This is a genomic window from Plantibacter sp. CFBP 8775, assembly GCF_014839505.1.
Classification (GTDB): domain Bacteria; phylum Actinomycetota; class Actinomycetes; order Actinomycetales; family Microbacteriaceae; genus Plantibacter; species Plantibacter auratus.
In genome coordinates this window covers 1,522,081-1,545,180 of record NZ_JACYNV010000002.1, presented here as the reverse complement: position 1 = coordinate 1,545,180, position 23,100 = coordinate 1,522,081, and the positions used below count along the sequence as shown (strand labels likewise).

Sequence of the window (23,100 nt, the reverse complement as noted above, 5' to 3'; positions counted from 1 at the left end):
CGTCACCCGCGCGACCGCCGGTCACCGCGTACCGCCGGCGGTGTGGAGGTCTCCGGCCGCTGCGACGGCGGACGGCGCCCGTTCTGCGAGCGTGATTCCGCCGACGGTGAGCGCAATCCGACCGTTAACAAGGCTGTGCCCGCTCAGCACGGCCGTGCCCGGCACCGAGCGGTCGAGGAACGCATCGTGGACCAGCAGGTCGCCGGGGCGGGCCGCGCGGTCGAAGTGGACGTCGCGCATGCCGCCGAAGAGCATGACGCGCTCACCGCCGGGGTCGCGCGCTCCGCTGTCCTGGTCGATGTCGCCCGCGACGACGAGGAGGGCCGCGGACTGGCACCAGGACTCCACGAGCAGGCTCCACGGCAGCAGCGCCGTGGTCGGGCGGTCGCGGAGCAGCCCCTCGTTCGCTGAGACGGCCTTCCGGGTCGAGATGGAGGACCCCGGCGCGAGGTACTCCACGCGGTCGACGAGGAGGATCGGCTGGCGGTGGGGGAGTAGTTCGGTGACGCTGCCGAGCGTGTCGACGTTGACCGAGGGGGCGGTGTGCGAACGGAGCCGCCCGTCATCCGTCGAGACGGAGGTGACGCACGGGTCCATGCCGCCGGGCGGCCCGGTGAACCCGAGGGTCGCCGAGCACACCTGACGGTCCCGGACCGTCGAGACCACCCGGACCCGCACCCCGTCACGACTGGTCGACACGTCGAAGATCCGGGTGGACACCTGGTCGTCGGGGCGAACGGCCTGCTGGAACCGGGCGCGGTGCACGCCCGTCCACAGGCCCACCGGGACGCCGGCGGCGGCGACCGCCTCCGCAGCCTGTTCGACCAGCAGGACGCCCGGGACGATCGGGAAGTCGGGGTAGTGGCCCGTGAACACGGGGTGTTGCGCAGGAAAGCAGGCGGATTGCACCGGCCAGTCGGTGGTGGGCGCGTCCACGACGCTCATCGAGCAGCACCCGCCTCCAGCGCCTCGCGCAGGAGCCGCTCAGCGCTGAGCAGCGAGGTGATCTCGGCCAGGCGATGCTCGTCCAGCTTGACCTGGAAACGACGTTCGAGGACGACCATGACCTCCAGGGCCATGAGCGAGTCGACGTCGAGCTCGTCCGTGAATGAGGCGGTATCGGTCACTTCGGTGACGTCGATGTCGAGGGTCGTCGCAACGAGCGTGCGGAGTTCTTCGCGGTCGATGGTGGTGGTCATGGCGGTTCCAATCAATCGAGGGGTGGGGTGCTGCTGAGAGGAGGGGGGGGGCGGTGACGACGGACGTCCGGCCGCACGGCCGGGTCGCGACGCTCACCGCCAGCGGCGGACCGGCGCGGTCGCCCACCGGAGGGTCGAGCCAGGTCGACCACACGGTGAGGGGCAGGGCCACGCCGCGCCACCGCACCGTCCCCGTCCGGTCGATGAGCAGTTCCTCAGGGGCGATCGTCAAGCCGCAGCCGAGGGCCTTGGTGACCGCTTCGTAGCGGGTCCAGCCGCGGATGAGGTCGTGCGAGCCTGTCCGCGCACCGAGATCGTCCAGGCAGCCGGCGAGGTGTCGCGCGATGCGGTGGGCATCGGCGATCGGGCGGAGCTGCTCGATGTCGACGCCGACGGGCGAGCGCGACACGGCGACGGCCGTCAGGCCACCGGAGTGCGAGACCGACACGTGCGTGGGGCGGTCGGCGGTGCTGAGGATCGGCCGACGACCGGCTCGTCGGACGACCTCGGTCGGCCCGGGGTCCCGCCCGGTGAGGAGGCGGGCGGCCGTCCGGACCAGTGGGTCGACGTGGTCGCGACCGGCGTCGACCGCCGAGCGAGCGACGACGACGACGTTCCGACCGGTGCCTGTGCCGTCGCGGCTCACGCAGAACCCCGGTCGATTTGTGTCAGCACGGCGATCCCGAGGTGGCCGCTCGGGTCGGCTGCGAGCACCCAGACGTTCGGCGCCGTCCCGTCGACGGAGCGCGGAGCGCGCTGCAGCCAGGCCGCGGCGAGCCCGATCGCGAACGTCGCGCCTGCCGCACCGGTGTCGCCGAGCACCGTGTGCGGAGCGAGCTCGATGGTCGGGCTCGGGGTCGCGCGCACCTGTCGCAGCAGCGGCGCGAGGTCGTCGTCGGCGCCCACGGCGATGACGGCCTGCGGAGTGCCCGTGCCGGCTGCCGAGGCCCTCGCGACGAGGGCGCCTGCCGATCGATCTCCGGCGCCGGGCCGGGAGGCGGAGGCGAACGCGGTCAGGGCTTCGGTCACGAGGACGGCCGGTCCGTCGGTGGCCTCGGTGACGGGGGTGAGGAGCAGCATCGCGGCACCCTCACCGAGCGGAATCGACGTGGCCGACCCGATGGCCCGAGCGAGGCGGATCCGCTCCGCGCTGAGCTCCTCCGTCGCCCCGACCACGACGCGCTCGGCCTGCCCGCCGCCGATCATCCGGCGCGCGTAACGGAGCGCGGTGATCCCGGTGACCGCACCCGCGATCACCGTGGCGTTGGGACCAGTCAGGCCGTGCCTGATCGCGCTCTGCCCAGCGGCGAAGTTCATGACCGTGTTCGGGAACCGCGACGGGTCCACGAGGTACGGTCTGCTGCCCGATAGGCCGTCCTGCGTGAAGCGGATCGTGCTAGCCACACTGCCCATGCTCGTGCCGAGGATCAGCGCGGTTTCCGGACCGACCGTCGTCCCTTCGGAGCAGAGCGAGGCGAGCGCCGACAGCGCGATGCCGGTGGCTCGGTCGAGCGTCCGCACGCTCCCCGGGCCGGCTTCCGTCCGGAGATCGAACCCCTCGATGGGGCGGGCCAGCGCGTCCTCGACTACGGTGGACGGCGCCTCGGCGCCGGTGGTGAGGGCGTCGAGCACCGTTTCGAAGCCGTACCCGAATCGGGAACGTGCGGCGATCGCGGCGATGTGGAGTGGTCGCCTCGGAGTCGAGGTCGTGGACGAGTGGTCCGCGCGCAGTGCGCTGGGTGGTGGGACGGAGGACACTGGGGCCTTTCGAGGTGGATGGGGTGGGACGCGGTGGGTCCTGGGCGGAGGGCGTCGGGGTCAGAAGAACAGGACGGCGGACGAGTCGAGCCATCGCCGCGCGAGGTCCGAGGCGGTGACCAGGCGCACGCCGGCTCGGAGGGGCGCGGCACCGAGGAGGGTGCGACAGGATTCCAGTTCGACCAGCACCTCCGTTCCGTCGTCGATGACCGCATCGAGTCCGTCGAGGGGGATCGAGCCCCAGTCCGCGAGGGGAGCGTCGGTGGATCGGCGGCTCGCGAGCAGCACGGCCTCGCCGCGGAGCGAGACCTCGAGGTCGCCCCGACACTGCGCGGAGCACACGCGAACCTGGTTGAGGGAGTCGAGGTAGGCCCGTTCGACGTCACCGCGGAAGGGCTGGTCGAGCACCACGTGCCAGGGCCCGTTCACGTCAGACCCACCGAGATGACGGTCCGAGCCCGCCGGCTCGTGGCCACGAGCCGCATGGCGAGCCTCACGTGCGCCGCCGGCGCGTGGCGAAGCAGGTTGCGTTCGTCGCTGCAGAACCGACAGGCGTACCACTCCAGGCGGTCCTCTTTCTCATCAATCATCCGGAGGACGATCGACTGGGTCGACGGGTAGTCCTGATCGCGCGCCAACGCGTTCGTCGGCTTGACCGACGGATGGCCTTCCTGGGTGAGCCAGTTCGCGAACCCGCAGGTCCAGACGATCACCCTCCCACCGCGGTCGAGGACCGCACGGATGCAGCGGACCGCGGTGCTGACCGACTCATCACCGAACGGTGCGGCGGCGAGGATGACGAACAGGTCGGCGGGCGCCTGCGCCGGCCGCGAGGATGCGGGTGCCGTCGGGGTCATCGCCACACCACCCGCCAGGCCGGGTCGAGCAGCCGGTCGGCCACATGGTACTCGTCGACGACGATGACGTCCCGCGGCAGCTCAGGCGATCCGCGACGTCGAAGCGAGTGCCGGTCGACCAACCGTTCATAGGGAGACGCGGTCGTGGCGATGGGCTCGTCCGCGCAGCTCGCGAGGAACTCGCTCAGCGCGTCGCCCGCGAAGACGAGTTCGACGAGACACCCCTCTGCGGCGAGTGCCTCCGCGTCGCGGCGGAGGCCGTCATGGGCGATGGCGGCACGCCGGATCGCGATCAGGCACCAGCGGCCGCTCATCGTCCGCACTCCGTCCGTCGCGCCGGCTCGCCGAGGTGCGCGTCGAAGTGATCGCGGAGGAGTCCGTCGTAGCGCTCCGGGTCACGTGACGCCCAGGTGAGGTGCGCGGCGCGTGGATCGACCGTGCATCGTGCCGTCGGATAGCGGGCGGCGAACGCGCGCACCTCTGCGGCGCTGATCACGCGATCACGACGGCCGACGAGGAACAGGGAGGGCGTCGTCAGCCGGGGCGGCGGCCAATCCGGTTCGGCGATGATCGTCCTGGCGAACCATTCGGCGAACCGCCCAGCGCGCTGCGCCTGCGCCGGGGTACGCCCCGCGAACTCCGCTCGACGGGCGACGATGCTCCCGATCGCCCGCCCGGTGGACCGTTCCGGGCCCGAGTCGCAGACCAGTGCGTCGATGGTCCCCGCGCGGCCGGTCGCGGCGAGCCGTGTCGCGGCCCACGTGGAGAAGGAACAGGCGAACAGCCCGATCCGCCCGGTGACGCGCGGGTCGGAGCGGACGCGGTCGACGACCGCAGCAAGGTCCGCCACCTGCCTGTCGGACATCCGCATGAAGCGACGCCGACGGTCGCTCCGGCCGTGGTTGCGCAGTTCGAAGACGACGACGTGATGCCCGGCGGCTCTGATCGCCTCGCACTGCCTGGCGACGTCGCCGGCGGTCTGTCCGAGCCCGTGCATCACCACTACGCAGTGCGGTCCCGTCGAGTCGAGGAACCAGCAGGCGACCCGGACGCCGTCCCTGCCCGACCGCACCGTGATCCGCTCCGCCACCGGTTCCGGCCAGAGGGGGAGGTCGGGGACGTCCGAGGGGGCGGGGTGGAAGGTTCCGAGTACGCCCGAGATCGCGGCGACGGGTGCCCAACGGCGCGCGGCGGTCCGGAGGCTCATCGGCGCCCTCCGTCGGCGTCGGGGCGGCCGGGCAAGGTGGAGATCTCGATCCGCGACCACTCACCGGCCACCGCGACGGTCGTGAGCGTGCCGCCCGGGCCCTCGGCGAGGTCCGCGAGGGCGACCGCCTGATCGATCGAGCCACGACGGAGGGGTGACCGTTCGGCGTCAACGCATTCACCGTCGAGGTCGATGACACGGTGCAGGGCCGCGTTGTCCTGCGCGCGGTCCGAGAAGACGAGGTGCCGGTGGCCGCTTCGGCCAGCGGACGGAGCGCCGCTCGCCTCCTGACCGAGGCGGAGAGGCGAGTCCTCGCCGTGGAGGAATCCTCGATCGACCGTGACGCGGGCGACGACGGCGTCGGTGTCCGGCGCATCATCCTCCGCGGCGAGGACGAGGGCCACGGCACCCTCGCGGACCCGGCCCGAACCGTCGGCGTCGACTTCGGCGCACACGATGACGGCTCGGTCCACCCGGCCGAGCGCGAGAGCGTGAGCCGCGCCTGCGAGCGCGTCGGTCAGCCCGGTGCGCGGGCTGGTGATGGCGACGGCCATGCCCTTGACGCGGTGATCCCGGACGAGGCGGTCGCCCAGGAGGTTCACGGAGAAGTACGGTGCCGAGAGCGGGCTGAGGCCGTCCGACCCTGACGCGAGCACCTCCGCATCGATCTCCTGTTGCATCCGTTCCGCGAAGGTCGACGTCACGATCCAGGCACCACGACGGTCCGCCGGACAGGCCCACAGCATCTCCTGCGGCAATCCGGAGACCGCCGCAGCCGCCAATTGCACGCCACGCGGGAGGAGCCGGACGCCGCGTCCGGGGAGGTGGTCCGACGGCCTGAACCAGTCCGCCCCGCAGCCGGACGCGACGGCGTCATCAGGAGGTAGGACCCGGTGCGTTCCGAGGATGATCGTCACGTCGGGATCCCTTCGAAGAGCACGGTCGAGTTGCTCCCGCCGAACGCGGACGCGTTGACGGCGATACGGGGCGGGACGTCCCAGGTGACCGCCGCGGCAGGCAGCCGGGGTGCCGCGGACGGGATCGGTTCACCCACGTCGACGTTCGCGGGCAGCAGCCGGTTCGCGGAGATGAGACAGGCGGCAACGAACGCGAGGCTCGCTGAGGCGCCACCGGTGTGCCCGAGCAGCGCCTTCAGGCTGAACCAGGGCGCATCGGGCCGACGGGCTTCCAGCATGGTCGCCTCCACGGCGTCGTTGCGCTGCGTGCCCGTCCCGTGCGGGATCACCGCGTCGGGCCCCTCCTGGTCGGCGCTCCAGGAACTGAGAAAGGCTCGTTCGAGTTGTTCGCCGGATTCGTCCGGGGCGGTCGGGTGCGTCGCATCGCAGCTGAAGGCGGATCCCACCACGCGGGCGACAGGCTCGGCGGGGTGCGTCTCCGGGACGAGCAGCAATGCGCCCGCTCCCTCGCCGAAGACGGTGCCCCGCCGGTCGACGGCGAACGGTCGGCATCCTTCGGCGTCGAGTGCGCCGAGCCGGTTGAATGCGGCGAGTGCGCTCCGCGAGTAGGCCTCTGCGCCGACGACGAGCGCCGCGTCCGCCTCGCCGACCGACAGGAGGTCGACAGCGTGGCCCAGCGCATAGGCCGACGCGGCGCAGGCGTTGCTCACGCAGACGACCGGACCCGTCGCGCCGACGGCGTCGGCGATCAGCGTCGCCGTCTCGAACGCGCTCTGCTCGCTCGCTCGACCGTCCGAGGAACGCGCCGCCTCCTGCCCTGTGGTCTCGCCCATACCGGTGCCGACGACGACGGCCAGACGGAGGCTTGCCCCGTCGAAGCCTCGTCCGGCCGCCTCGTCGAGCGCCTCCCGCGCAGCGGTGATCCCGAATCCGGCGGCACGGTGGCCCAGCACCTCGTCGTCACCGACGCGGAACATCGAGCGCACGGGCGCGGACAACGCCTCGTCGTCGGTGCGCCGGGGCGCGGGGCGATCGCCCTTCATGGCCCGCCACAACGCCCCGACCCCGACGCCCGCCGCGCTGACCGCTCCGAGGCCGAGCACGTGCAGCACCGGCGTCGTCGTCATCACAGCGCGCCGAGCAGGCGGTCGTCGAACTCGATCATGGACCAGTCGGACCGGCTCTCGATGACGGCGTACCCGTGGGTGATGGTGCCGGTGGCCACCAGGACAAGGTCGCTGTCGCGGATCACGTAGCTGTCCATGCGCGCGGTGTAGGTGGCACGTTTGAACACCTGGACCACCTCGAAGACGGTGATGAGTTCTTCCTCCATAAGCGCCTCGGCGACCATGGAGATGCGCGACACCGGGACGACGGGGATCCAGTCCTGCTCATCGAGTAGGGTCCGGATGCTCACGCCATGGGCCGCGAGATAGCGGTCGACGACCTCCTCGAGGTTCCGAAGGTGCCCGCTCATCTGCAGGCGCACGGTGTGGTGGCAGTAGGGGTAAGGGATGTGAGACCGCCAGACCAGCGCCGATCCGCCCCGGGCCAGGAGCTCGACCGGCACCGTCGGGCTGGTCGCTCCGTCGGATGTCGGCAGGCCGGCCGGGACCGGGAGTCGGTCGACCGGCGGCTCGGCGCGGCTGACCCGACGCGCGATCCGGTCGACGACGGCGCCGGACAGGACGTCCGGCGCCGCTGCGGCGACACCGGTGTGGCGGTCGTCACGGCGGAGGGAGACGTGCACCGTGGAGGTGACGGCTTTGAGCGTGGCACCGGCGCGTTCGACGAACAGGACCACCCGGAAGGCGGCCGCATCGTCGACATCGTCCAGGCGGCTGGTCTCGCCACGGACCTCGTCGTCGATGTGGAGCGCGTGAAGGATCCTCGTGGTGACGTCGACGAGATCCAGTCCGAGGGCGTACTCCTCGAAGAGCTGCCCGGGGCCGAGGTCCGCGGCCCGGAAGTGCGCCAGGACCGCTTCCTCGACGAGGTAGTTCACGTGTTTGAAACCGATCCACGTACAGATGTTCGTCCCCTCGAAGCGGGGCCGAAGGGTGGAGCGATGGGTCGAGCCGATCGCGAGCCGGCCGGAGTCGAGGCCGTCGACCGAGCGGGGGGACGGCTGCGGGGTGGTGATGGTCACAGTGATGCCTTCCATGCGTGGTGGGGATGTGGGGATGGACGCGGGGTGGAGTCGGGACCGCGGTGCGGTGCTCCGACGTCGGGCGGTGCGATGCACCAGTGGTGCAGCGACATGGGGTCGTCGACCATCGGGAAGTGTGCCGATCGATCGAGTTCGAGCAGCGGCAGGTCGAGTCCGGCCTCGCGGGTGCGGGCCCGGAGCCTCCGCGACCCCGAGGGCGGGGCCGCCGTGTCGAGCGCTCCGTGGGCGAGACGGATCCCGCCCGGCAGGTCGTGCACCGGGAGATCGGCCGAGTGGAGGTAGGCGGTGTAGAACGCCAGCCAGCCGTACGCTCCGATCCGTTCGCGTACGTGGCGGGCCATGTCGAGCACGCGGTCGGACGGCGCGTCGGCACGGATCCCCGACGCCCGGATGCCTTCCGCGAGCACCTCGTCGAAGCGTTCGACGAACGAAGCGAGGTCAGTCCAGCGGACCTCTGCCCGCGCCCCCTGGTAGAAGGTCGAGACGAGCACGGTCCGCCCCGGCGTGGGGAGCCCGCGCCGACGAGCCACGCACATGTACCCGAGTAGGAGCGTCGCGGCGTAGGAGTGCGCGACGACGAGCTCGGCGCCGGAGCACGCGGCGGCGAGGAAGTCCTCCACGAGTGCCAGTCGGGGCAGTTCGTCGCCGTCGGGCGAGGCCCACGGCGGGGCAGGGATCTCGACCTCGACCTCGCGACCGATGGCCTGCGTCAGTGGACGCCAGACCGACGGGGTGCCGGCGAGGCCGCTCAGCAGGCGGACGGGCGCGGTCATCAGCGCACATCCGGGCCGAGGAGCGCGCGGAGCGGCGCGGCGAGCGTGGCGAGTTCGACCGACGACGCCCACTCCGGAAACACGCCGCGCTCATCGACCGCCGGCCGGCTGCGCGCCCAATCCGGCCCGAGCAGCAGCGCGATCGACCCCTCGACGAGAGCGACGCTCGGGTACAGCGTCCGGGACACCTCCGAGGGGGCCTCGGCACAGACGACGAGCACGCGGGACGCCCGACCGTGTCGGAGCAGCCTCGACGCCCAGCGCAACACCGCAGCGCCATCGAAGCCGTCGTCTACCGTGAGACAGACACCGGTCACCCCCAGTCGGATCGCCAGCTGCGCGGCCAGGACGTTCTTGCTCGCGTTCGGCAAGTCCATCGGACTGAGTGATCCGCTGCCCGCTCCGGCGATGCGTTCGGCGGCGGCGGCGGTCGTCTCGAGCGAACCGGACAGCGTCGCCGCGACGATCGCCGTCCCATCGCCGCGCTCGACCGGATGTTCGGCGACCGCCTCGAGCGCGGCCGCCGCCGCCAGCAGGGAAGCCCTCGTGTTGTACCGCAGGCCTCGGCGCCCGAGCCGTGCCTGCAGGTCCGGGTCGACCCGGGTCGATGCCTGCCGCAGATGTTCCGGCCGCAGGATGCCGAGCTCGGGGAGCATGACGCCCGCGGCGAGCAGGCCGCCGCCGGTCGACGGGGATTGGGTCGCGTGCGCGCTCATCGCGATTCGTCCCGGTCGAGGACGGCGACGGCGTTCAACCCACCGAAGCCGAAGGCGTTCACTTGGGCGGACATGGTGCTTCGGCAGCGACCTGGGAGCGGTGACGAGGTCGAGTCCCGCCGCCGCAGCCGTCGGTGAGGTGAGGCCGAGGATCGGCGGGACTACACCGCGGTGCAGCGTCTCCGCGGCCATCACGAGGCTGAACAGGCCAGAGCCACCCGAGGTGTGACCGGTGGCACCCTTCACCGCGACGACCGGAGGAGTCGCCCGACCCGTCCAGACCAAACGGATGGCGGTCGCCTCCGCATCGTCGTTGAGGATCGTCCCGGTCCCGTGGGCGAAGACCACGTCGACGTCGGACGCGCCGACGCCGGCGAGCGCGTGCGCTGCCCGGATGCAGGCGGCCATGCCGTCGGGGTCCGGAGCGGTCACGTGCACCGCGTCGCAGCCGAGCGCGACACCCCGCAGGACCGGACCACGTCTGGCACGGGACAACACGACGGCCGCAGCCCCCTCGCCCATGAGGACTCCCTTCCGCTCGGCGTCGAATGGGGTGACGGCCTCGGGCGGCTCGGGCTGCACCCGGTCGAGCAGGCCGAACATGCTCGAGGAGATGACGTCGACCCCGCCGACCACCACCGTCTCGGCCTCACCGTCGTCGATGAGGTCGGAGGCCATCGCGAGGGCGTAGAGCGAGGCCGCGCACGCGTTCGAGATGGTCTCGACCCGACTGCTCCCGAACCGGGCCCGGACCGCCTCGCCCAGCGTCGACGAAGCCGTCGGAAGCGGCTCGCGGGCGATCCAGGCAAGTTCGGCGCTCCTCGTCTCGCCGAGGCCCGTCCCGACGATCACCGGGAGGTCGGCCCCCTCGTCGAGTCCCGCCTGGGCCAGCGCCTGCGCGATCGCCTCGACGAGCAGCGCCCCGGCCCGACCCGGTGTCGCAGCGGCGAGACCGTCTCCGAGTTCATAGGCGTGGCGCGCCGCGTACCGGCCCTGCAACGGGTCCGCCAAGAGGGCGACACCGCTGTGCCCGGAGAGGATGCGGTCGAAGCACTCGGCCGCGTTGGCGCCGACCGAGGTGACGGCTCCCCGCCCGATGATGCGGACGGGGTCACCGGCACTCGCGTTCACGACGCCGCTCGCAGCAACAGGACGGCATTGTTCCCACCGAAGGCGAGTCCGTTGTTCTGGACCACCCGCAACGGGGCATCGATGGACTCGTTCGGCACGCAGTCGATCGGGCAGGCGTCGTCCGTCGTGCGGTGGTTGATGGTCGGTGGGATGAAGCCGCTCTCGAGTGCCTGCGCGGAGGCGATCGCGCCGATGGCGCTCGCCGCGCCCATCGAGTGGCCGATCATCGACTTGATCGAGATCGTGCGCGGCGGCTGCTCCCCGAACACCCGGACGAGCGCCGTGCACTCGGCGACGTCGTTCGCCTTCGTGCCGGTCCCGTGCGCCGAGACGAGGTCGACCTCATCGGGACGGATGCCGGAGCGCTCGAGCGCCTTCGACACGCAGGCCGCCACTCCGGCGATGTCGGGCGCCACCGGGTGGGACGCGTCGCAGGTGAGCCCGTAGCCGATGACCTCCGCCAGGACGGTCGCGCCTCTGGCCTCGGCCACCTGAAGCGGCTCGAGGACGAGGATCCCCGCGCCCTCGCCGGTGAGGATGCCGGACCGGTCCGCATCGAACGGACGGCACAGGTCCGGGGCGATGGTGCCGAGCCGGTAGAAGCCCGTGAATGTCTTCCGGCACAGGGCGTCCGCGCCGCCGACGAGAGCCAGGTCGGCCTCCCCGGCGACGATGGCGTCGTATCCGTACCCGATCGCGTAGTTGCCGGCGCTGCATGCCGTCGCGATGGTGACCAGGTCGACGAGCGTCGAGTCGACGAGCTCCGCGATGCCGGCCGCGAGGTGGACCGGGTGCACGCGCCCGGCGAGGACCGGGTCGATCCGAGCATCCGGGTCGCGGAGGCGGTCGGACAGCTCGTCGAGGTCCTGCGACTCGCCGTCCGTCGTGCCGACCGGGATGGTCACCCGGGCGTCGGCGAGCTGCTCGACGTCGAGACCGGCGTCAGCGAGGGCGAGCGTCGCCGCCTGGCGGGCGAACGACGCGGCACGCCCGAAGCGGGGGTCGTCTGCGGGTGGATTCGCAACCTCGCAGCCGTGCGCGAAGGCGAAACCGGTCGTGTCGAAGGAGGTGATCGGCGCAGCACCGCACCGTCCTTCGCGCAGTGCCTCGCGGAACGCGGTTGCGCCGATCCCGATCGACGTGACCGGCCCGACGCCCGTGATCGCGACCCGTCGGCTGCGGTCGCTCATGCCGGGGTGGAGGCGGTGGAGGCGTCGAGAGCCTCGGCGACGACGGTGTGGATGCCTCGCAGGTTGACCATCCGGGCCATCGACGCCTGGGGGATCTCGATGTCGAAGAGTCGCTCGAGTGAAGCGAGGATCTCGATGGCTCGCATCGAGTCGGCGTCGTGCTCCTCTTTGAAGAGCGAGTCCGTGCTGACGGCGGCGGGGTCCACTTCGAGGATCTCGCAGACCTCCTGCTTGATGGTCTCCTGCTGGGTGGGGGTGAGTGCGGTCATGGTTCTCCTGTCGTCGGGAGCGGACGTGGTGCTCCGACGCTATGAACCGCCGCTCCGCCACGACAATGGGGTACGACCCCAGGCGGGCCGCATGGGGTCCGCCGATTGTCCGAAACGACCCCGCAAGTCGCTCGGCGACCTCAGCCGCACCGGCTTGCACGATCATCGGTCTGGCCGAGAGGGTTGCGGGTGCCAGTGGGGCGGCGTATACCTGCACTGACCGCTTGAACCTGAGGAAGGGCACCCATGGACGCCGGAGAACGACGTGACCACGAACGCGCCAACGCAGGGCGCTCCGGCACCCTGAGCGATGCGACGGGGTTCTGGGTCGTGATCGCCTTCGCCCTGTTCGCCGGCGGCATGTGGGCGTTCGGCGAGGCGTTCCGCACGGACGTCCTGCAGGCCGTCTGGTTCATGGGTGGCATCCTCATGATCGCGCTCGCCATCTTCATCCCGGCGCATTTCGCCAGCAACAACTGACCCCCAGCCGGACGTTCGCCGACCGTTTCCTGAGCGTCCGGCCGTCCGGCCGGAGGCCGCCGATACGGTCCTGTTCAGCGCGCTACGCTGGCTGAGCAGACACGAGGACGGCACATGGATTCCACGGTGGTCATCATTCCCACCTACAACGAACGCGAGAACCTGGAGAGGATCGTCGCGCGCGTCCGTGTCGCTGCTCCCTCCGTCGAGGTGCTCGTGGTCGACGACAACTCACCCGACGGCACCGGAGCGATCGCCGACCGGCTCGCGGCCGAGGACGACGCGGTGCACGTGCTGCACCGCACCGGCAAGGAAGGGCTCGGCGCCGCGTACAAGGCCGGCTTCGCCTGGGCACTCGGGCGCGGATTCGGCAATGTGGTCGAGATGGACGCCGACGGATCCCATGCCCCCGAGCAGTTGCCGGCACTCCTCGCGGCCACCGCGGACGCGGACGTCGTCCTCGGGTCGCGCTGGGTCCCGGGCGGCACCGTCGTCAACTGGCCCAAGCATCGCGAGGCCATCTCGCGGGTCGGCAGTGCCTACGCCCGGTTCGCGCTCCGGCTCCCCGCCCGCGACGTGACCGGCGGCTACCGCGTGTTCAGCGCTGACGCACTGCGTCGGCTGCAGCTCGACGAGGTCCACAGCCACGGCTACGGCTTCCAGGTCGACATGCTCTGGCACGCGAACCGCGCCGGTCTGCGGATCGTCGAAGTGCCGATCACCTTCACCGAGCGGACGCTCGGGGCCTCCAAGATGACGAGCGGCATCGTCGTCGAGGCGATGCTCCGCGTCACCTGGTGGGGCGTCTGCGAACTGACGGACCGCATCATCGGGCGTCGTCCGGCAGCGTCACGGGCGGCCGCCGGCTCCTGAGTCGCGGCGGCGCCCGTCGGCGGGTGGGCCGTCAGCTGCGGCGCGGCCCCGAGGAGATGACCGGAGCCGAGCCGATGAGATCCTCGTCGTCGACCGCGTCGACGAGGAACGCGGCGACGTCGCAGCGTGGGATGCGGAGCGAGCTCGGCCAGCTCCCCGGTGGTGACGACACGACCGGGCGTCGGGCGTCGCTGGCCGAGAGCACAGTCGGGTGCACGATGGTCCAGTCGAGCTCCGAGCGGCGGAGGAACGCGTCCGCCTGCTCGTGATCGGCGTAGACGGTGCCGAGTCGGAGGAAGTGCGTCGCCCACCGCAGGCCGGCGGGGACGCTCCGGACCGACTCGCCGGCACCGAGTGCGGAGAGGAGGACGATTCTGCGGAGGCCACGCGACCGCATCGCGTCCGTCACGATGCGCACGGCGTTCGAGATGAGATCGGGAGGACTCACCTGGCGCGCCCACGGCCAGTCCGACGAGCCGATGTTGCTGAGGGCGATGATGACGGCCTGCGCGCCACGCATGGCCTCCTCGACGTCCTCGCTCCGCAGGGGAGACCCCTGGACCACCGTCAGCCGGTCGCCGGGGACGACGGCTGTGGGGTCGCGCACGAGGGCGGTGACCGAGTGGCCGCGGCGAAGAGCCTCGCCGATGATGAGTCGCCCGGTGCGGCCGCTCCCACCGATCACGAGGAGCTGTGCCACCGTCGCCTCCAGATCGTCGAACACCGGCCCGACGGCGCAGGTGCTGCGACCGTCGGGACGGTTCCATCGTTCCCGACGGAGCGACGGAGGACATCGGGGACAACCCGTGGAGTGCGGCGGTGACCGCGTTCGGTCGGGCGGTCAGGCCTTCGCGGCCGCCGGCTTCCGGGCCGGAGCCTTCCGAGCTGCCGGTGCCGCGGGCTTCGCGCCTGCCGGCCGACCGGCGCTGAGCGACGACTGCTCCGGCATCGGCTGCAGCGTCGTGAACCGTGACAGCTGGGTCACGTGGTGCGGCTGCAGCTCCTCGAGCGATGCGACGCCCAGGAGCTTCATCGTGCGCACGATCTCGCCCGAGAGGATCTGGATCGCGCGGTCGACGCCCTCGCGCCCACCTGCCATGAGTCCGTACAGGTACGCGCGGCCGATGAAGGTGAAGCGCGCACCGAGCGCGACGGACGCCACGATGTCGGCGCCGTTCATGATGCCGGTGTCGAGGTGCACCTCGGCGTCCTTGCCCACCTCGCGCACGACGCTCGGCAGGAGGTGGAACGGGATCGGCGCGCGGTCGAGCTGGCGGCCGCCGTGGTTGGAGAGCTGGACGGCGTCCGCACCGAGGTCGACGGCGAGCTTCGCATCGGCGACCGACTGGACGCCCTTGACGATGAGCTTGCCCTTCCACTGCTCGCGGATGTACTTGACCTCGTCAGGACCGACGGTCGGGTCGAACATCGTGTCGATGAGCGCCGCGACGGTTCCCGACCAGCGGTCGAGGCTCGCGAAGGCCAACGGCTCCGTGGTGAGGAAGTTGATCCACCACGCCGGGCGGGGGAGCGCGTCGACGATGGTCTTCGGGGTGAGCGACGGCGGGATCGTCATGCCGTTGCGGACGTCGCGCAGGCGGGCGCCGCCGACGGGGGTGTCGACCGTCACGACGAGGGTGTCGTAGCCGGCCGCTGCCGCGCGGTCGACGAGCGCCATCGACCGTTCGCGCTCACTCCACATGTAGAGCTGGAACCAGTTGCGGCCACCTGGTGCCGCCGCCTTGACGTCCTCGATCGAGGTCGTGCCCATGGTCGACAGGGTGAAGGGGATGCCCGCGGCCGCTGCGGCGGAGGCTCCCGCCCGTTCGCCCTCGGTCTGCATCATGCGGGTGAAGCCGGTGGGAGCGATGCCGAAGGGGAACGCGACGCGCTCGCCGAGGACGTCCCAGCCGGTGTCGACGTTCGCGACGTTCTTCAGGACGGCCGGGTGGAACTCGATGTCCTGGAACGCCTGCCGTGCCCGGGCCAGCGAGATCTCGCCCTCGGCGGCGCCGTCGGTGTAGTCGAAGGGTGCCGTCGGCGTGACCTTCTTCGCGATCGTGCGCAGATCGCTGATGGTGGTGGCGGCCGCGAGGCGTCGCCGGCGGGCGTTGAACTCCGGCTTCTTGAACTGCATGAGCGGCAGGAGGTCGTGGGGCTTGGGGATGCGGCGTTCAACCATGGTCTGTCTCTTCTTTCCGCGAACTGTCGCTTGAGGTGGGTGTCGAGGGGTGCGGACTGTCGTCTTCTGACAGTTCGCGAGCCTGGTAGTAGTTGGTGATGTGGGAGCGCACGGACTGGCGGGCCAGCTCGGCGTCGGCGTGGCGGATCGCTTCCACGATGCCCCGGTGCTCGGCGCGCAGACGGTCGGCGGTGGCTGACCACGACGCCAGTTGGGGGACACCGGCCAGGACGTAGCGCTCGATGGAGTCGCGGAGGCCCGACATCGTGGCGACGAGGACCTGGTTGCCCTCCGCCTCGGCGAGCGACAGGTGGAACTGCGCGTCGAGGGCGAGGAACTCGGCCTCCGTGAGGGTGGGCTGGTCCATCGCGTCGAGCAGGGACTCGGGGTGCGTGAGATCGGGGACGGCCGCTTCGGCACGCGACGCGAGACTGTGGACGACCGCGGTCTCGATCACGAGCCTGGTGTCGACCACGTCCTGGACGGCGAAGCCCTGCGCGGCGACCTGGAGCCGCATGAGAGTGGCCATGCCACCCGACGGCGTGGCGACGATGATCGCGCCGGCGGTGGGGCCGGATCCCGTGTGGGTGCGGATGAGCCCCAGGACCTCGAGGACGCGGATCGCCTCGCGGACACTGGACCGACCGACGCCGAGGTCGATCGCGAGCTGTCGTTCGCCGGGCAGGCGGTCGCCGGGGGTGAGGACACCGCTGAGGAGGTCCGACTCGATGCGGGCGAGCACGACCTCCCAGGCCCGGGGCTCCGCTGCTGCGGTGGCGGGCGGCGTCGCGGGGGCCGCTGCCGTCACTGGTGCGTTCATCGATCCTCCTTCGACACTGCGGTGTGGTCAGACCACAAAGCCTACCTCTTGAACCGATTCAACGCGAGCCCATTGTGAACTTTTCTCCGTCGCGGCACGTGCCCGCGCCCGTGGCCCGTGTCGCAGGGCGTGCCGCGAGCGCGGGCACGTGCCCGGGCGCCAGGAACTCAGGTGCGGAGGACGATGTTCTCCGGCTCCTCGTCGGCCAACAGATGTTCGATCTGTCGACGCAGGAGACGCGCCATCCGCGGCAGCATGGCGCTCGTCGCGCCTCCGATGTGCGGGGAGACGAGCACGTTCGGCAGGGACCAGAGCGGGTGGTCGGCGGGCAGCGGTTCGGGGTCCGTCACGTCGAGCGCCAGCCGGATGCGACCGCTCGTCGCGTGCTCCACGAGTGCGTCGGTGTCGGCGACGGGGCCGCGGGCGACGTTCACGACGAGGGCGTCGTCGGGCAGTGCCGCCAGGAAGTCGTGTCCGATCAAGCCGCGGGTGCCGTCGGTGAGTGGTACGACGACGATGACGATCTCGGCGTGTGGCAGGAGTCCGGGCAGTTCGTCGATGCCGTGGATCGGCCCTCGCTCGTCCTCCCGTGCGCTCGACGCCACCCGGGTGACCTCCACCTCGAACGGGAGCAGCCGCTCCTCGATGGCCGCGCCGACCCCGCCGTACCCGATGAGGAGCACGCGGCGGTCGGCGAGGCTCGGGCGCTGGCTCTGCAGCCACGCGCCCGTCCGCTCGGCGCGCACGAAGTCCGGGATGCCGCGCTGCGAGGCGAGGATGAGGCCGACCGTGAGCTCCGCCGTCGAGGCCTCGTGCACGGTCGCCGCGTTGGCGAGGGTGATGCCTGCGGGGAGGAGGTCCGCGAGGCCGTCATAACCGATCGACTGCACTTGGACGAGCTTCGGCGTCACCGCGGCGACGTTCGCGAGCGGCTTGTTCGAGCCGAGGTACACGGGCACGACGAGGTCGATGTGCTCGACCGGCGGTTCGGTGCGCAGATCCCATTCGACGAACTCGACGCCCTCGGGGAGGGGGCCCTGCGACAGCACCTCCTCGCGCAGGTCGGCGGGCAGGCTGACGATGAGTGGAGAAGCGGTCATGCTGCGACGCTACCGGCTGACGGACGTGGAGTGGGCAGGCTTGCGCGGCTCGTAGCGCGTCGGCTCGAAGGAACGGGCGACGAGGGCGCGCAGGGACTCGAGGTCGCCGTCGATGATCGCCACCGCCCTGGCCTGCACGAGGACGTTCCCCAGCGCCGTCGCCTCGACTGGGCCGGCGATGACGGGGATCCCCGCTCGGTCGGCCGTCAGCTGGCACAGGAGCGTGTTCTGGGATCCGCCGCCGACGACGTGGATCGCACGCACCTGGACCCCGGACAGCTCGGAGGCCGTGTGGACCGCATCCGCGAACGCCTGCGCCAGGCTCTCGATGATGCACCGGACGAACTCGGCACGGGACTGCGGCACCGCACGCCCGTGCTCGACGAGGAACTCGGCGATGCGCGCCGGCAGGTCGCCGGGGGCGAGGAACCGGGGGTCGTTCGCATCGAACACCGAGACCGGTGCGTCGACCGCGGCGGCCTGGGCGATGAGCCCGGGCAGGTCGATCGTTTCGCCACCGCGCTCCCAGGTGCGCACCGACTCGCTCAGGAGCCAGAGTCCCATCACGTTGTGCAGGAAGCGGGTGCGTCCGTCGACGCCGCCCTCGTTCGTGAAGTTCGCCGCTCGACTCGCCTCGGTGAGGACAGGTCGTTCGAGCTCGACCCCGACGAGCCCCCACGTGCCGCACGAGATGTAGGCGGCATCCGGGGTCGTCATCGGGACGGCGACGACCGCTGAGGCCGTGTCGTGTGAGCCGATGGCGGTGACGGGCGTGGACGAGGGCAGACCGACCTCGGCGGCGACCGCTTCGAGGAGCGTCCCGATGCGATCGCCCGGCTGGACGATGGGCGGGAGGACGGCCGCCGGGATGCCGAGTCGGGTGAGGAGTCCGGCGTCCCACCTGGTCGGTTCGCCGGCGCGGACGAGGCCGGTGGTCGAGGCGTTGGTGGCCTCGGCGACACGGGCACCGGTCAGCCAGTGCGCGATGAGGTCGGGCACCAGGAGTGCGGTGTCGGCGACGTCGAGCATGCCGGCGTCGCGCTCGGTCGCGAGCTGGTAGACGGTGTTGAACGGCAGGAACTGCAGGCCGTTCACGCGGTAGAGGTCGGCGAAGGGGACTGTCCCGTGGACCGCCTCGACACCTGCCGCCGTCCGTTCGTCACGGTAGTGGAACGGTGCGCCGAGGAGGCGCCCCTGTCGGAGGAGGCCGTAGTCGACCGCCCACGAGTCGATGCCGATGCTCGCGAGGTGCGGCTCCTGCTTCGCTGCGCCCGACAGCCCCGCGATGATCGAGCGGTACAACTCGAGGATGTTCCAGTGCAGGCCGTCCGGCGTGCGGACGGGCGTGTTCGGGAACCGTGCGACCGGTACGAGGCGCAGCTCGCCGGGGCCGACGTGGCCGAGCATGACCCGCCCGCTCGTGGCCCCGAGGTCGACCGCCGCGACGGTGCCGCTCCGGCCTGCCGCGCTCATCGCAGGAAGGCTGCGGCCACACCCGCGTCGACGGGGATGTGCAGTCCGGTCGTGTGGCTGAAGTCGCTCGTGCAGATCGCGAAGACCGCGTTCGCGACGTTCTCGGGGACGACCTCGCGCTTGAGGATGGTGCGCTGCGCGTAGAACTTGCCGAGGTCCTGCTCGTCGATGCCGTACGTCTTCGCGCGGTTCGCACCCCAGCCCGAGGCGAAGATGCCGGAGCCGCGGACGACGCCGTCGGGGTTGATGCCGTTCACCTTCACACCGTACTCGCCGAGCTCCGCGGCGAGGAGGCGGACCTGGTGGGCCTGGTCGGCCTTCGTCGCGGAGTAGGCGATGTTGTTCGGGCCGGCGAACACGGAGTTCTTCGACGAGATGTAGACGATGTCGCCGCCGAGCTTCTGGTCGATGAGCACGCGTGCGGCGGCCTTCGAGACGAGGAACGAGCCCTTCGCCATGACGTTGTGCTGGAGGTCCCAGTCGGCCTCGGTGGTCTCGAGGAGCGACTTCGACAGCGAGAGACCGGCGTTGTTGACGACGAGGTCGAGCCCACCGAAGGCGAGGACCGTCTCGTCGATCGCGGCCTGGACGGCGGCCTCGTTCGAGACGTCGGCGGCGATGCCGATCGCGACGTCCGTGGTGCCGAGCTCGGCTGCTGCGGCCTGCGCCTTCTCCAGTGAGAGGTCGGCGATCGCGACGACCGCGCCCTCCGCGACGAGACGCGTGGCGATGGCCTTGCCGATGCCGGATGCGGCACCGGTGACGAGCGCGATGCGGGTCGCGAGTGGCTTCGGCGCAGGCTGACGCTGCAGCTTCGCCTCCTCGAGCGCCCAGTACTCGATCGCGAACTTCTCGGCCTCGTCGATGGGCGCGTAGGTCGAGAGCCCCTCGGCGCCGCGCATGACGTTGATGGCGTTGACGTAGAACTCGCCGGCGACGCGGGCGGTCTGCTTGTCCTTGCCGAAGCTGAACATGCCGACGCCCGGGACGAGGACGATGAGCGGGTCGGCCCCGCGGATGGCCGGGCTGTCGGCCGTGGCGTGGCGGTCGTAGTAGGCCTGGTAGTCCTCGCGGTACGCCTCGTGCAGGGTGCCGAGGCGCTCGACGACCTCCTCGACGCTCGCTGTGGCGGGCAGGTCGACCGTGAGCGGCTTCACCTTGGTGCGGAGGAAGTGGTCGGGGCAGCTCGTGCCCAGCGCGGTGAGGCGTGGGTGCTCCGCCGAGGCCAGGAAGTCGAGGACCTCGGGGCTGTCGGTGAAATGGCCGACGACGGGGCGGTCGGCGGAGGCGAGCCCGCGGATGGTGGGCGCGAGGGCCGCCGCCTTGGCCCGACGCTCGACCTCGGGGAGGGCCGCGTAGCCGTCGAGCGCCGGACCGAAGGGCTCGGGGCGGGAGTTCGCCTCGATGTAGGCGGCCGCGGTGTCGATGATCCACAGGGAGTTCGCCTCAGCCTCCTCGGAGGTGTCGCCCCAGGCGGTGATACCGTGCCCGCCGAGGATGGTGCCGATGGCCTGCGGGTTGTCGGCCTTGATGGCGGCAATGTCGAGGCCGAGCTGGAAGCCGGGGCGACGCCACGGGACCCACACGACCTTGTCGCCGAAGATCTTCGCGGTGAGTTCGGGGCCGTCGGCGGCGGTCGCGATGGCGATGCCGGAGTCGGGGTGCAGGTGGTCGACGTGGGCCGCGTCGACGAGGCCGTGCATCGCGGTGTCGATCGACGGGGCCGCGCCACCCTTGCCGTGCAGGGTGTAGTCGAAGGCGGCGACCATCTCGTCCTCGCGGTCGAGGCCGGGGTAGACGTCCTGCAGGGCGCGCATGCGGTCGAGGCGGAGGACCGCGAGGCCCTCGGGCTTCAGCGTGCCGAGGTCGCCGCCGGAGCCCTTGACCCAGAGGAGCTCGACCGGCTCGCCCGTGACGGGGTCGATCTCGGTGCCCTTGGCCGAGGTGTTACCGCCGGCGTAGTTGGTGTTCTTCGGGTTCCTCCCGAGGCGGTTGCTGCGGGCGATGAGCTCTGCAGCGGTTGGGTTCACGGACATTCGCACTCCTTCGTCGGGGCACGTCCGTGCCCGGTGTTCAATCGTGTTAAGTATGACAAGAAGTCACAGATGTCGCAATGGCGGATGTCCCCATCTCAGGAGAGCCTCGGCGCGTCGCGGTCGGCCCGGAGCGACGCGCGCGGTGACTCCTGAGAACGGGACGTGCGGGGCCGGGTGCTCAGAGGAGTTCGACGGCGTCGCGGTAGGCGTCGAGCGCGGGGTCGGCGGGGTCGAGTTCCGTGACGAGGAGGTCGACGTCCGCGAGGGCGAAGCCGACCGCCATCGCGCGCTGCCCCAGCTTCGAGGACGCGGCGACGAGGATCGTCTCGTCGGAGGCGCGGGCGAACGCCTGCTTGACCTGCGCTTCTTCGAGGGTGACCTCCGAGCTGCCGACGGTCGGGTCGATGGCGGCGGCCGACAGGAAGAAGCGCCGGTAGAGCACCGATGACGCCGCCTGGCAGGCGATGGGGCCGATGAAGCTGTCGGTGCGCGACTCGGCTTGGCCGCCGACGAGGATCGCGGTGACCTCGCGGTTCGCGCCGGCGAGGAGGAAGTTCGGGTAGGAGTTGGTCGCCACCGTGAGGGTCGACTCGCCGAGCAGTCGACTGATGCCACCGGCCGTGCTGGAGGCGTCGATCGCGATCGCGCCGTCCGTCGGGATGAGCGCCCGGAGCTTCTCGACGATGGCGCCCTTCTCGCGGACGCCCGTCGCAGACCGTTCGGTGAAGGTCCTCGGTCGCAGGGTCGGGATCGCCCCGCCCCGGACGCGCCGCACCAGGCCGAGCTGCTCCAGGTCGGCGAGGTCGCGTCGCACGGTCATCGAGGACACGTCGAGCTCCGCAGCCGCATCGTCGAGGCGGATGCTGCCGTCGCGTTCGAGGATCGCCGTCAGTCGGGTCCGTCGTTCCTCGGCGCCGAGCGTGCCGGTCGTGGCCATGCCGCCCCCTGTCCATCGGTGTCGGACGTGTCCGTTCGTGTCCGTCTCAACAGGATGTCACAGCGAGGGATGCCGAACGGTTCCCAATTCAGGAGCACTCCGGCGCGTCGCCGACATGACGCGGCGTGGCGTGCGCAACGCGCCGCAAGCGTCCTGAGTTATGGACGGGCAAAGATATATGAGCATCTGGAACTTCTAGACTGGCGCCATGGAAACCACACACGAACCAGTCCTCGCCGGTCGCACGGCGATCATCACCGGAGGCGCCCGCGGGCTCGGGCTCGCGATGGCCACGGCACTCGCCGAAGCCGGCGCCCAGGTCGCCCTCCTCGACCGTTTGGAGACGGTGGCCGACGCCGCGTCGGTCCTCGATGCACAGGTCTCGCCCGCGGTGATCGGGCTCCCGGTCGACGTCACCGATGAGGGATCCGTGAACGCCGCGCTCGACCACGTCGCGGATACCCTCGGGACGCCGGACATCCTCGTCAACAGCGCTGGGATGACGCACGGCGCCCGCGCGATCGACACCGAAGTGGCCGATTGGGATCGGCTCTTCCGGGTGAACGTCACCGGGACCTTCCTCGTGTCCCGGCAGTTCGCGCGACGCTTCGTCGCCGACCGTCGCGACGCGGGTCACCTCGCGAGCATCGTGAACGTGTCCTCGATGTCCGCCTTCGCCGTGAACGTGCCGCAGACGCAGGCCGCGTACAACGCCTCGAAGGCCGCCGTCTCCATGCTCACGAGCAGTCTCGCGATCGAGTGGTTGCCGCTGGGGATCCGGGTCAACGCCATCGCGCCGGGCTACTTCGCGAGCGACATGACGCGTGACTTCGTCGCCGCCAATCCGGACATGGCCGAGGACTGGGTGTCGCGGATCCCGGCCGGCCGGATGGGTGAGCCGGACGAGCTCGGCGACCTCGTCGTCTACCTCGCCGGAGAGCGCTCCTCCTACGTCGTCGGGCAGAGCTTCCGGATCGACGGCGGGTACACCGTGGTGTGAGCTGACGACGCG

General features: G+C 71.2%; 24 protein-coding genes and 1 pseudogene. 3 read left to right on the top strand and 22 right to left on the bottom strand.

The window, feature by feature from the left end; genetic code table 11:
• Positions 1–21 precede the first annotated feature (21 nt).
• The 15 genes and pseudogenes from IFR14_RS19670 to IFR14_RS19600 form a co-directional block, all read right to left on the bottom strand.
• Entirely contained in the window at positions 22–945 is a 924-nt protein-coding gene (locus tag IFR14_RS19670; protein ID WP_191942028.1) for a hypothetical protein, read from the bottom strand.
• A complete protein-coding gene (locus IFR14_RS19665) occupies positions 942–1,199 on the bottom strand; it encodes an acyl carrier protein (RefSeq protein WP_137244213.1) in 258 nt (85 codons plus the stop codon). Before IFR14_RS19665 ends, IFR14_RS19670 begins: the two co-directional genes overlap by 4 nt.
• 205 nt (positions 1,200–1,404) lie before the next feature.
• A pseudogene (locus IFR14_RS21595) lies at positions 1,405–1,608 on the bottom strand (4'-phosphopantetheinyl transferase superfamily protein); the annotation flags it as partial.
• Between the two features lie 233 nt (positions 1,609–1,841).
• Complete coding sequence (locus IFR14_RS19660; protein WP_191942027.1) at positions 1,842–2,957, bottom strand: beta-ketoacyl synthase N-terminal-like domain-containing protein; 1,116 nt, start codon at positions 2,955–2,957, stop codon at positions 1,842–1,844.
• 60 nt (positions 2,958–3,017) lie between these two features.
• A complete protein-coding gene (locus IFR14_RS19655) occupies positions 3,018–3,386 on the bottom strand; it encodes a hypothetical protein (RefSeq protein WP_191942026.1) in 369 nt (122 codons plus the stop codon).
• On the bottom strand, positions 3,383–3,814 hold the full coding sequence (locus IFR14_RS19650; RefSeq protein WP_137244210.1) for a hypothetical protein: 432 nt from the start codon (positions 3,812–3,814) through the stop codon (positions 3,383–3,385). The genes IFR14_RS19655 and IFR14_RS19650 overlap by 4 nt, the downstream gene beginning before the upstream one ends.
• Positions 3,811–4,128, bottom strand: coding sequence for a hypothetical protein (locus tag IFR14_RS19645; RefSeq protein WP_137244209.1), 318 nt, complete (start codon positions 4,126–4,128; stop codon positions 3,811–3,813). The genes IFR14_RS19650 and IFR14_RS19645 overlap by 4 nt, the downstream gene beginning before the upstream one ends.
• Positions 4,125–5,021: an alpha/beta hydrolase gene (locus tag IFR14_RS19640; RefSeq protein WP_137244208.1), complete on the bottom strand. Its 897-nt coding sequence runs from the start codon at positions 5,019–5,021 to the stop codon at positions 4,125–4,127. The genes IFR14_RS19645 and IFR14_RS19640 overlap by 4 nt, the downstream gene beginning before the upstream one ends.
• Positions 5,018–5,938 carry a hypothetical protein gene (locus IFR14_RS19635; protein ID WP_191942025.1) on the bottom strand — a complete coding sequence of 307 codons (921 nt, stop codon included), beginning with the start codon at positions 5,936–5,938 and terminating at the stop codon, positions 5,018–5,020. Before IFR14_RS19635 ends, IFR14_RS19640 begins: the two co-directional genes overlap by 4 nt.
• On the bottom strand, positions 5,935–7,065 hold the full coding sequence (locus IFR14_RS19630) for a beta-ketoacyl synthase N-terminal-like domain-containing protein (RefSeq protein ID WP_137244206.1): 1,131 nt from the start codon (positions 7,063–7,065) through the stop codon (positions 5,935–5,937). Before IFR14_RS19630 ends, IFR14_RS19635 begins: the two co-directional genes overlap by 4 nt.
• Positions 7,065–8,087 (bottom strand): hypothetical protein, encoded by a 1,023-nt coding sequence (locus IFR14_RS19625; RefSeq protein ID WP_194719014.1) that lies wholly within the window; start codon positions 8,085–8,087, stop codon positions 7,065–7,067. The genes IFR14_RS19630 and IFR14_RS19625 overlap by 1 nt, the downstream gene beginning before the upstream one ends.
• Positions 8,084–8,881: a hypothetical protein gene (locus IFR14_RS19620; protein WP_191942024.1), complete on the bottom strand. Its 798-nt coding sequence runs from the start codon at positions 8,879–8,881 to the stop codon at positions 8,084–8,086. The genes IFR14_RS19625 and IFR14_RS19620 overlap by 4 nt, the downstream gene beginning before the upstream one ends.
• Positions 8,881–10,728, bottom strand: a complete 1,848-nt coding sequence (locus IFR14_RS20640) for a beta-ketoacyl synthase N-terminal-like domain-containing protein (RefSeq protein WP_198425071.1) — start codon at positions 10,726–10,728, stop codon at positions 8,881–8,883. Before IFR14_RS20640 ends, IFR14_RS19620 begins: the two co-directional genes overlap by 1 nt.
• A complete protein-coding gene (locus IFR14_RS19605; protein WP_191942023.1) occupies positions 10,725–11,918 on the bottom strand; it encodes a beta-ketoacyl-[acyl-carrier-protein] synthase family protein in 1,194 nt (397 codons plus the stop codon). The genes IFR14_RS20640 and IFR14_RS19605 overlap by 4 nt, the downstream gene beginning before the upstream one ends.
• Positions 11,915–12,187 carry an acyl carrier protein gene (locus IFR14_RS19600; RefSeq protein ID WP_137244202.1) on the bottom strand — a complete coding sequence of 91 codons (273 nt, stop codon included), beginning with the start codon at positions 12,185–12,187 and terminating at the stop codon, positions 11,915–11,917. Before IFR14_RS19600 ends, IFR14_RS19605 begins: the two co-directional genes overlap by 4 nt.
• A 246-nt stretch (positions 12,188–12,433) precedes the next feature.
• Between IFR14_RS19600 and IFR14_RS19595 the strand changes: the two genes are divergently transcribed.
• Together IFR14_RS19595 and IFR14_RS19590 are read left to right on the top strand one after the other, a co-directional pair.
• On the top strand, positions 12,434–12,667 hold the full coding sequence (locus IFR14_RS19595) for a hypothetical protein (protein ID WP_079706387.1): 234 nt from the start codon (positions 12,434–12,436) through the stop codon (positions 12,665–12,667).
• Between the two features lie 114 nt (positions 12,668–12,781).
• Complete coding sequence (locus tag IFR14_RS19590) at positions 12,782–13,540, top strand: polyprenol monophosphomannose synthase (RefSeq protein WP_137244201.1); 759 nt, start codon at positions 12,782–12,784, stop codon at positions 13,538–13,540.
• A 31-nt stretch (positions 13,541–13,571) separates the two neighbouring features.
• Here the strand turns inward: IFR14_RS19590 and IFR14_RS19585 are convergent, their stop codons facing one another.
• From IFR14_RS19585 to IFR14_RS19555, 7 genes are all read right to left on the bottom strand, one after another.
• On the bottom strand, positions 13,572–14,240 hold the full coding sequence (locus IFR14_RS19585) for an NAD(P)-dependent oxidoreductase (RefSeq protein ID WP_161578679.1): 669 nt from the start codon (positions 14,238–14,240) through the stop codon (positions 13,572–13,574).
• Positions 14,241–14,381: 141 nt separating this feature from the next.
• Entirely contained in the window at positions 14,382–15,722 is a 1,341-nt protein-coding gene (locus IFR14_RS19580) for an alpha-hydroxy acid oxidase (RefSeq protein WP_191942022.1), read from the bottom strand.
• Positions 15,715–16,542: a FadR/GntR family transcriptional regulator gene (locus IFR14_RS19575; RefSeq protein WP_191942021.1), complete on the bottom strand. Its 828-nt coding sequence runs from the start codon at positions 16,540–16,542 to the stop codon at positions 15,715–15,717. Before IFR14_RS19575 ends, IFR14_RS19580 begins: the two co-directional genes overlap by 8 nt.
• Positions 16,543–16,709: 167 nt before the next feature.
• Positions 16,710–17,642 (bottom strand): 2-hydroxyacid dehydrogenase, encoded by a 933-nt coding sequence (locus IFR14_RS19570; RefSeq protein WP_191942020.1) that lies wholly within the window; start codon positions 17,640–17,642, stop codon positions 16,710–16,712.
• A 9-nt stretch (positions 17,643–17,651) separates the two neighbouring features.
• Positions 17,652–19,115, bottom strand: coding sequence for a rhamnulokinase (locus IFR14_RS19565; RefSeq protein WP_191942019.1), 1,464 nt, complete (start codon positions 19,113–19,115; stop codon positions 17,652–17,654).
• On the bottom strand, positions 19,112–21,151 hold the full coding sequence (locus IFR14_RS19560) for a bifunctional aldolase/short-chain dehydrogenase (RefSeq protein WP_191942018.1): 2,040 nt from the start codon (positions 21,149–21,151) through the stop codon (positions 19,112–19,114). Before IFR14_RS19560 ends, IFR14_RS19565 begins: the two co-directional genes overlap by 4 nt.
• A gap of 178 nt (positions 21,152–21,329) precedes the next feature.
• Positions 21,330–22,088 carry a DeoR/GlpR family DNA-binding transcription regulator gene (locus IFR14_RS19555; protein WP_191942017.1) on the bottom strand — a complete coding sequence of 253 codons (759 nt, stop codon included), beginning with the start codon at positions 22,086–22,088 and terminating at the stop codon, positions 21,330–21,332.
• A 208-nt stretch (positions 22,089–22,296) separates the two neighbouring features.
• Between IFR14_RS19555 and IFR14_RS19550 the strand changes: the two genes are divergently transcribed.
• The gene (locus tag IFR14_RS19550; protein ID WP_191942016.1) at positions 22,297–23,088 is read left to right on the top strand and encodes an SDR family NAD(P)-dependent oxidoreductase; all 792 of its coding nucleotides are present in this window, start codon (positions 22,297–22,299) and stop codon (positions 23,086–23,088) included.
• Positions 23,089–23,100 lie beyond the last annotated feature (12 nt).

Bases quoted from the DNA above. Each gene is read 5' to 3' on its own strand.
- IFR14_RS19550 (WP_191942016.1), top strand. From the start codon at position 22,297: ATGGAAACCACACACGAACCAGTCCTCGCCGGTCGCACGGCGATCATC.
- IFR14_RS19565 (WP_191942019.1), bottom strand. From the start codon at position 19,115: ATGAGCGCGGCAGGCCGGAGCGGCACCGTCGCGGCGGTCGACCTCGGG.
- IFR14_RS19620 (WP_191942024.1), bottom strand. From the start codon at position 8,881: ATGACCGCGCCCGTCCGCCTGCTGAGCGGCCTCGCCGGCACCCCGTCG.
- IFR14_RS19605 (WP_191942023.1), bottom strand. From the start codon at position 11,918: ATGAGCGACCGCAGCCGACGGGTCGCGATCACGGGCGTCGGGCCGGTC.
- IFR14_RS19590 (WP_137244201.1), top strand. From the start codon at position 12,782: ATGGATTCCACGGTGGTCATCATTCCCACCTACAACGAACGCGAGAAC.
- IFR14_RS19670 (WP_191942028.1), bottom strand. From the start codon at position 945: ATGAGCGTCGTGGACGCGCCCACCACCGACTGGCCGGTGCAATCCGCC.
- IFR14_RS19640 (WP_137244208.1), bottom strand. From the start codon at position 5,021: ATGAGCCTCCGGACCGCCGCGCGCCGTTGGGCACCCGTCGCCGCGATC.
- IFR14_RS19580 (WP_191942022.1), bottom strand. From the start codon at position 15,722: ATGGTTGAACGCCGCATCCCCAAGCCCCACGACCTCCTGCCGCTCATG.
- IFR14_RS19665 (WP_137244213.1), bottom strand. From the start codon at position 1,199: ATGACCACCACCATCGACCGCGAAGAACTCCGCACGCTCGTTGCGACG.
- IFR14_RS19575 (WP_191942021.1), bottom strand. From the start codon at position 16,542: ATGAACGCACCAGTGACGGCAGCGGCCCCCGCGACGCCGCCCGCCACC.
- IFR14_RS19600 (WP_137244202.1), bottom strand. From the start codon at position 12,187: ATGACCGCACTCACCCCCACCCAGCAGGAGACCATCAAGCAGGAGGTC.
- IFR14_RS19560 (WP_191942018.1), bottom strand. From the start codon at position 21,151: ATGTCCGTGAACCCAACCGCTGCAGAGCTCATCGCCCGCAGCAACCGC.
- IFR14_RS19595 (WP_079706387.1), top strand. From the start codon at position 12,434: ATGGACGCCGGAGAACGACGTGACCACGAACGCGCCAACGCAGGGCGC.
- IFR14_RS19645 (WP_137244209.1), bottom strand. From the start codon at position 4,128: ATGAGCGGCCGCTGGTGCCTGATCGCGATCCGGCGTGCCGCCATCGCC.
- IFR14_RS19650 (WP_137244210.1), bottom strand. From the start codon at position 3,814: ATGACCCCGACGGCACCCGCATCCTCGCGGCCGGCGCAGGCGCCCGCC.
- IFR14_RS19630 (WP_137244206.1), bottom strand. From the start codon at position 7,065: ATGACGACGACGCCGGTGCTGCACGTGCTCGGCCTCGGAGCGGTCAGC.
- IFR14_RS19570 (WP_191942020.1), bottom strand. From the start codon at position 17,642: ATGACCGCTTCTCCACTCATCGTCAGCCTGCCCGCCGACCTGCGCGAG.
- IFR14_RS19555 (WP_191942017.1), bottom strand. From the start codon at position 22,088: ATGGCCACGACCGGCACGCTCGGCGCCGAGGAACGACGGACCCGACTG.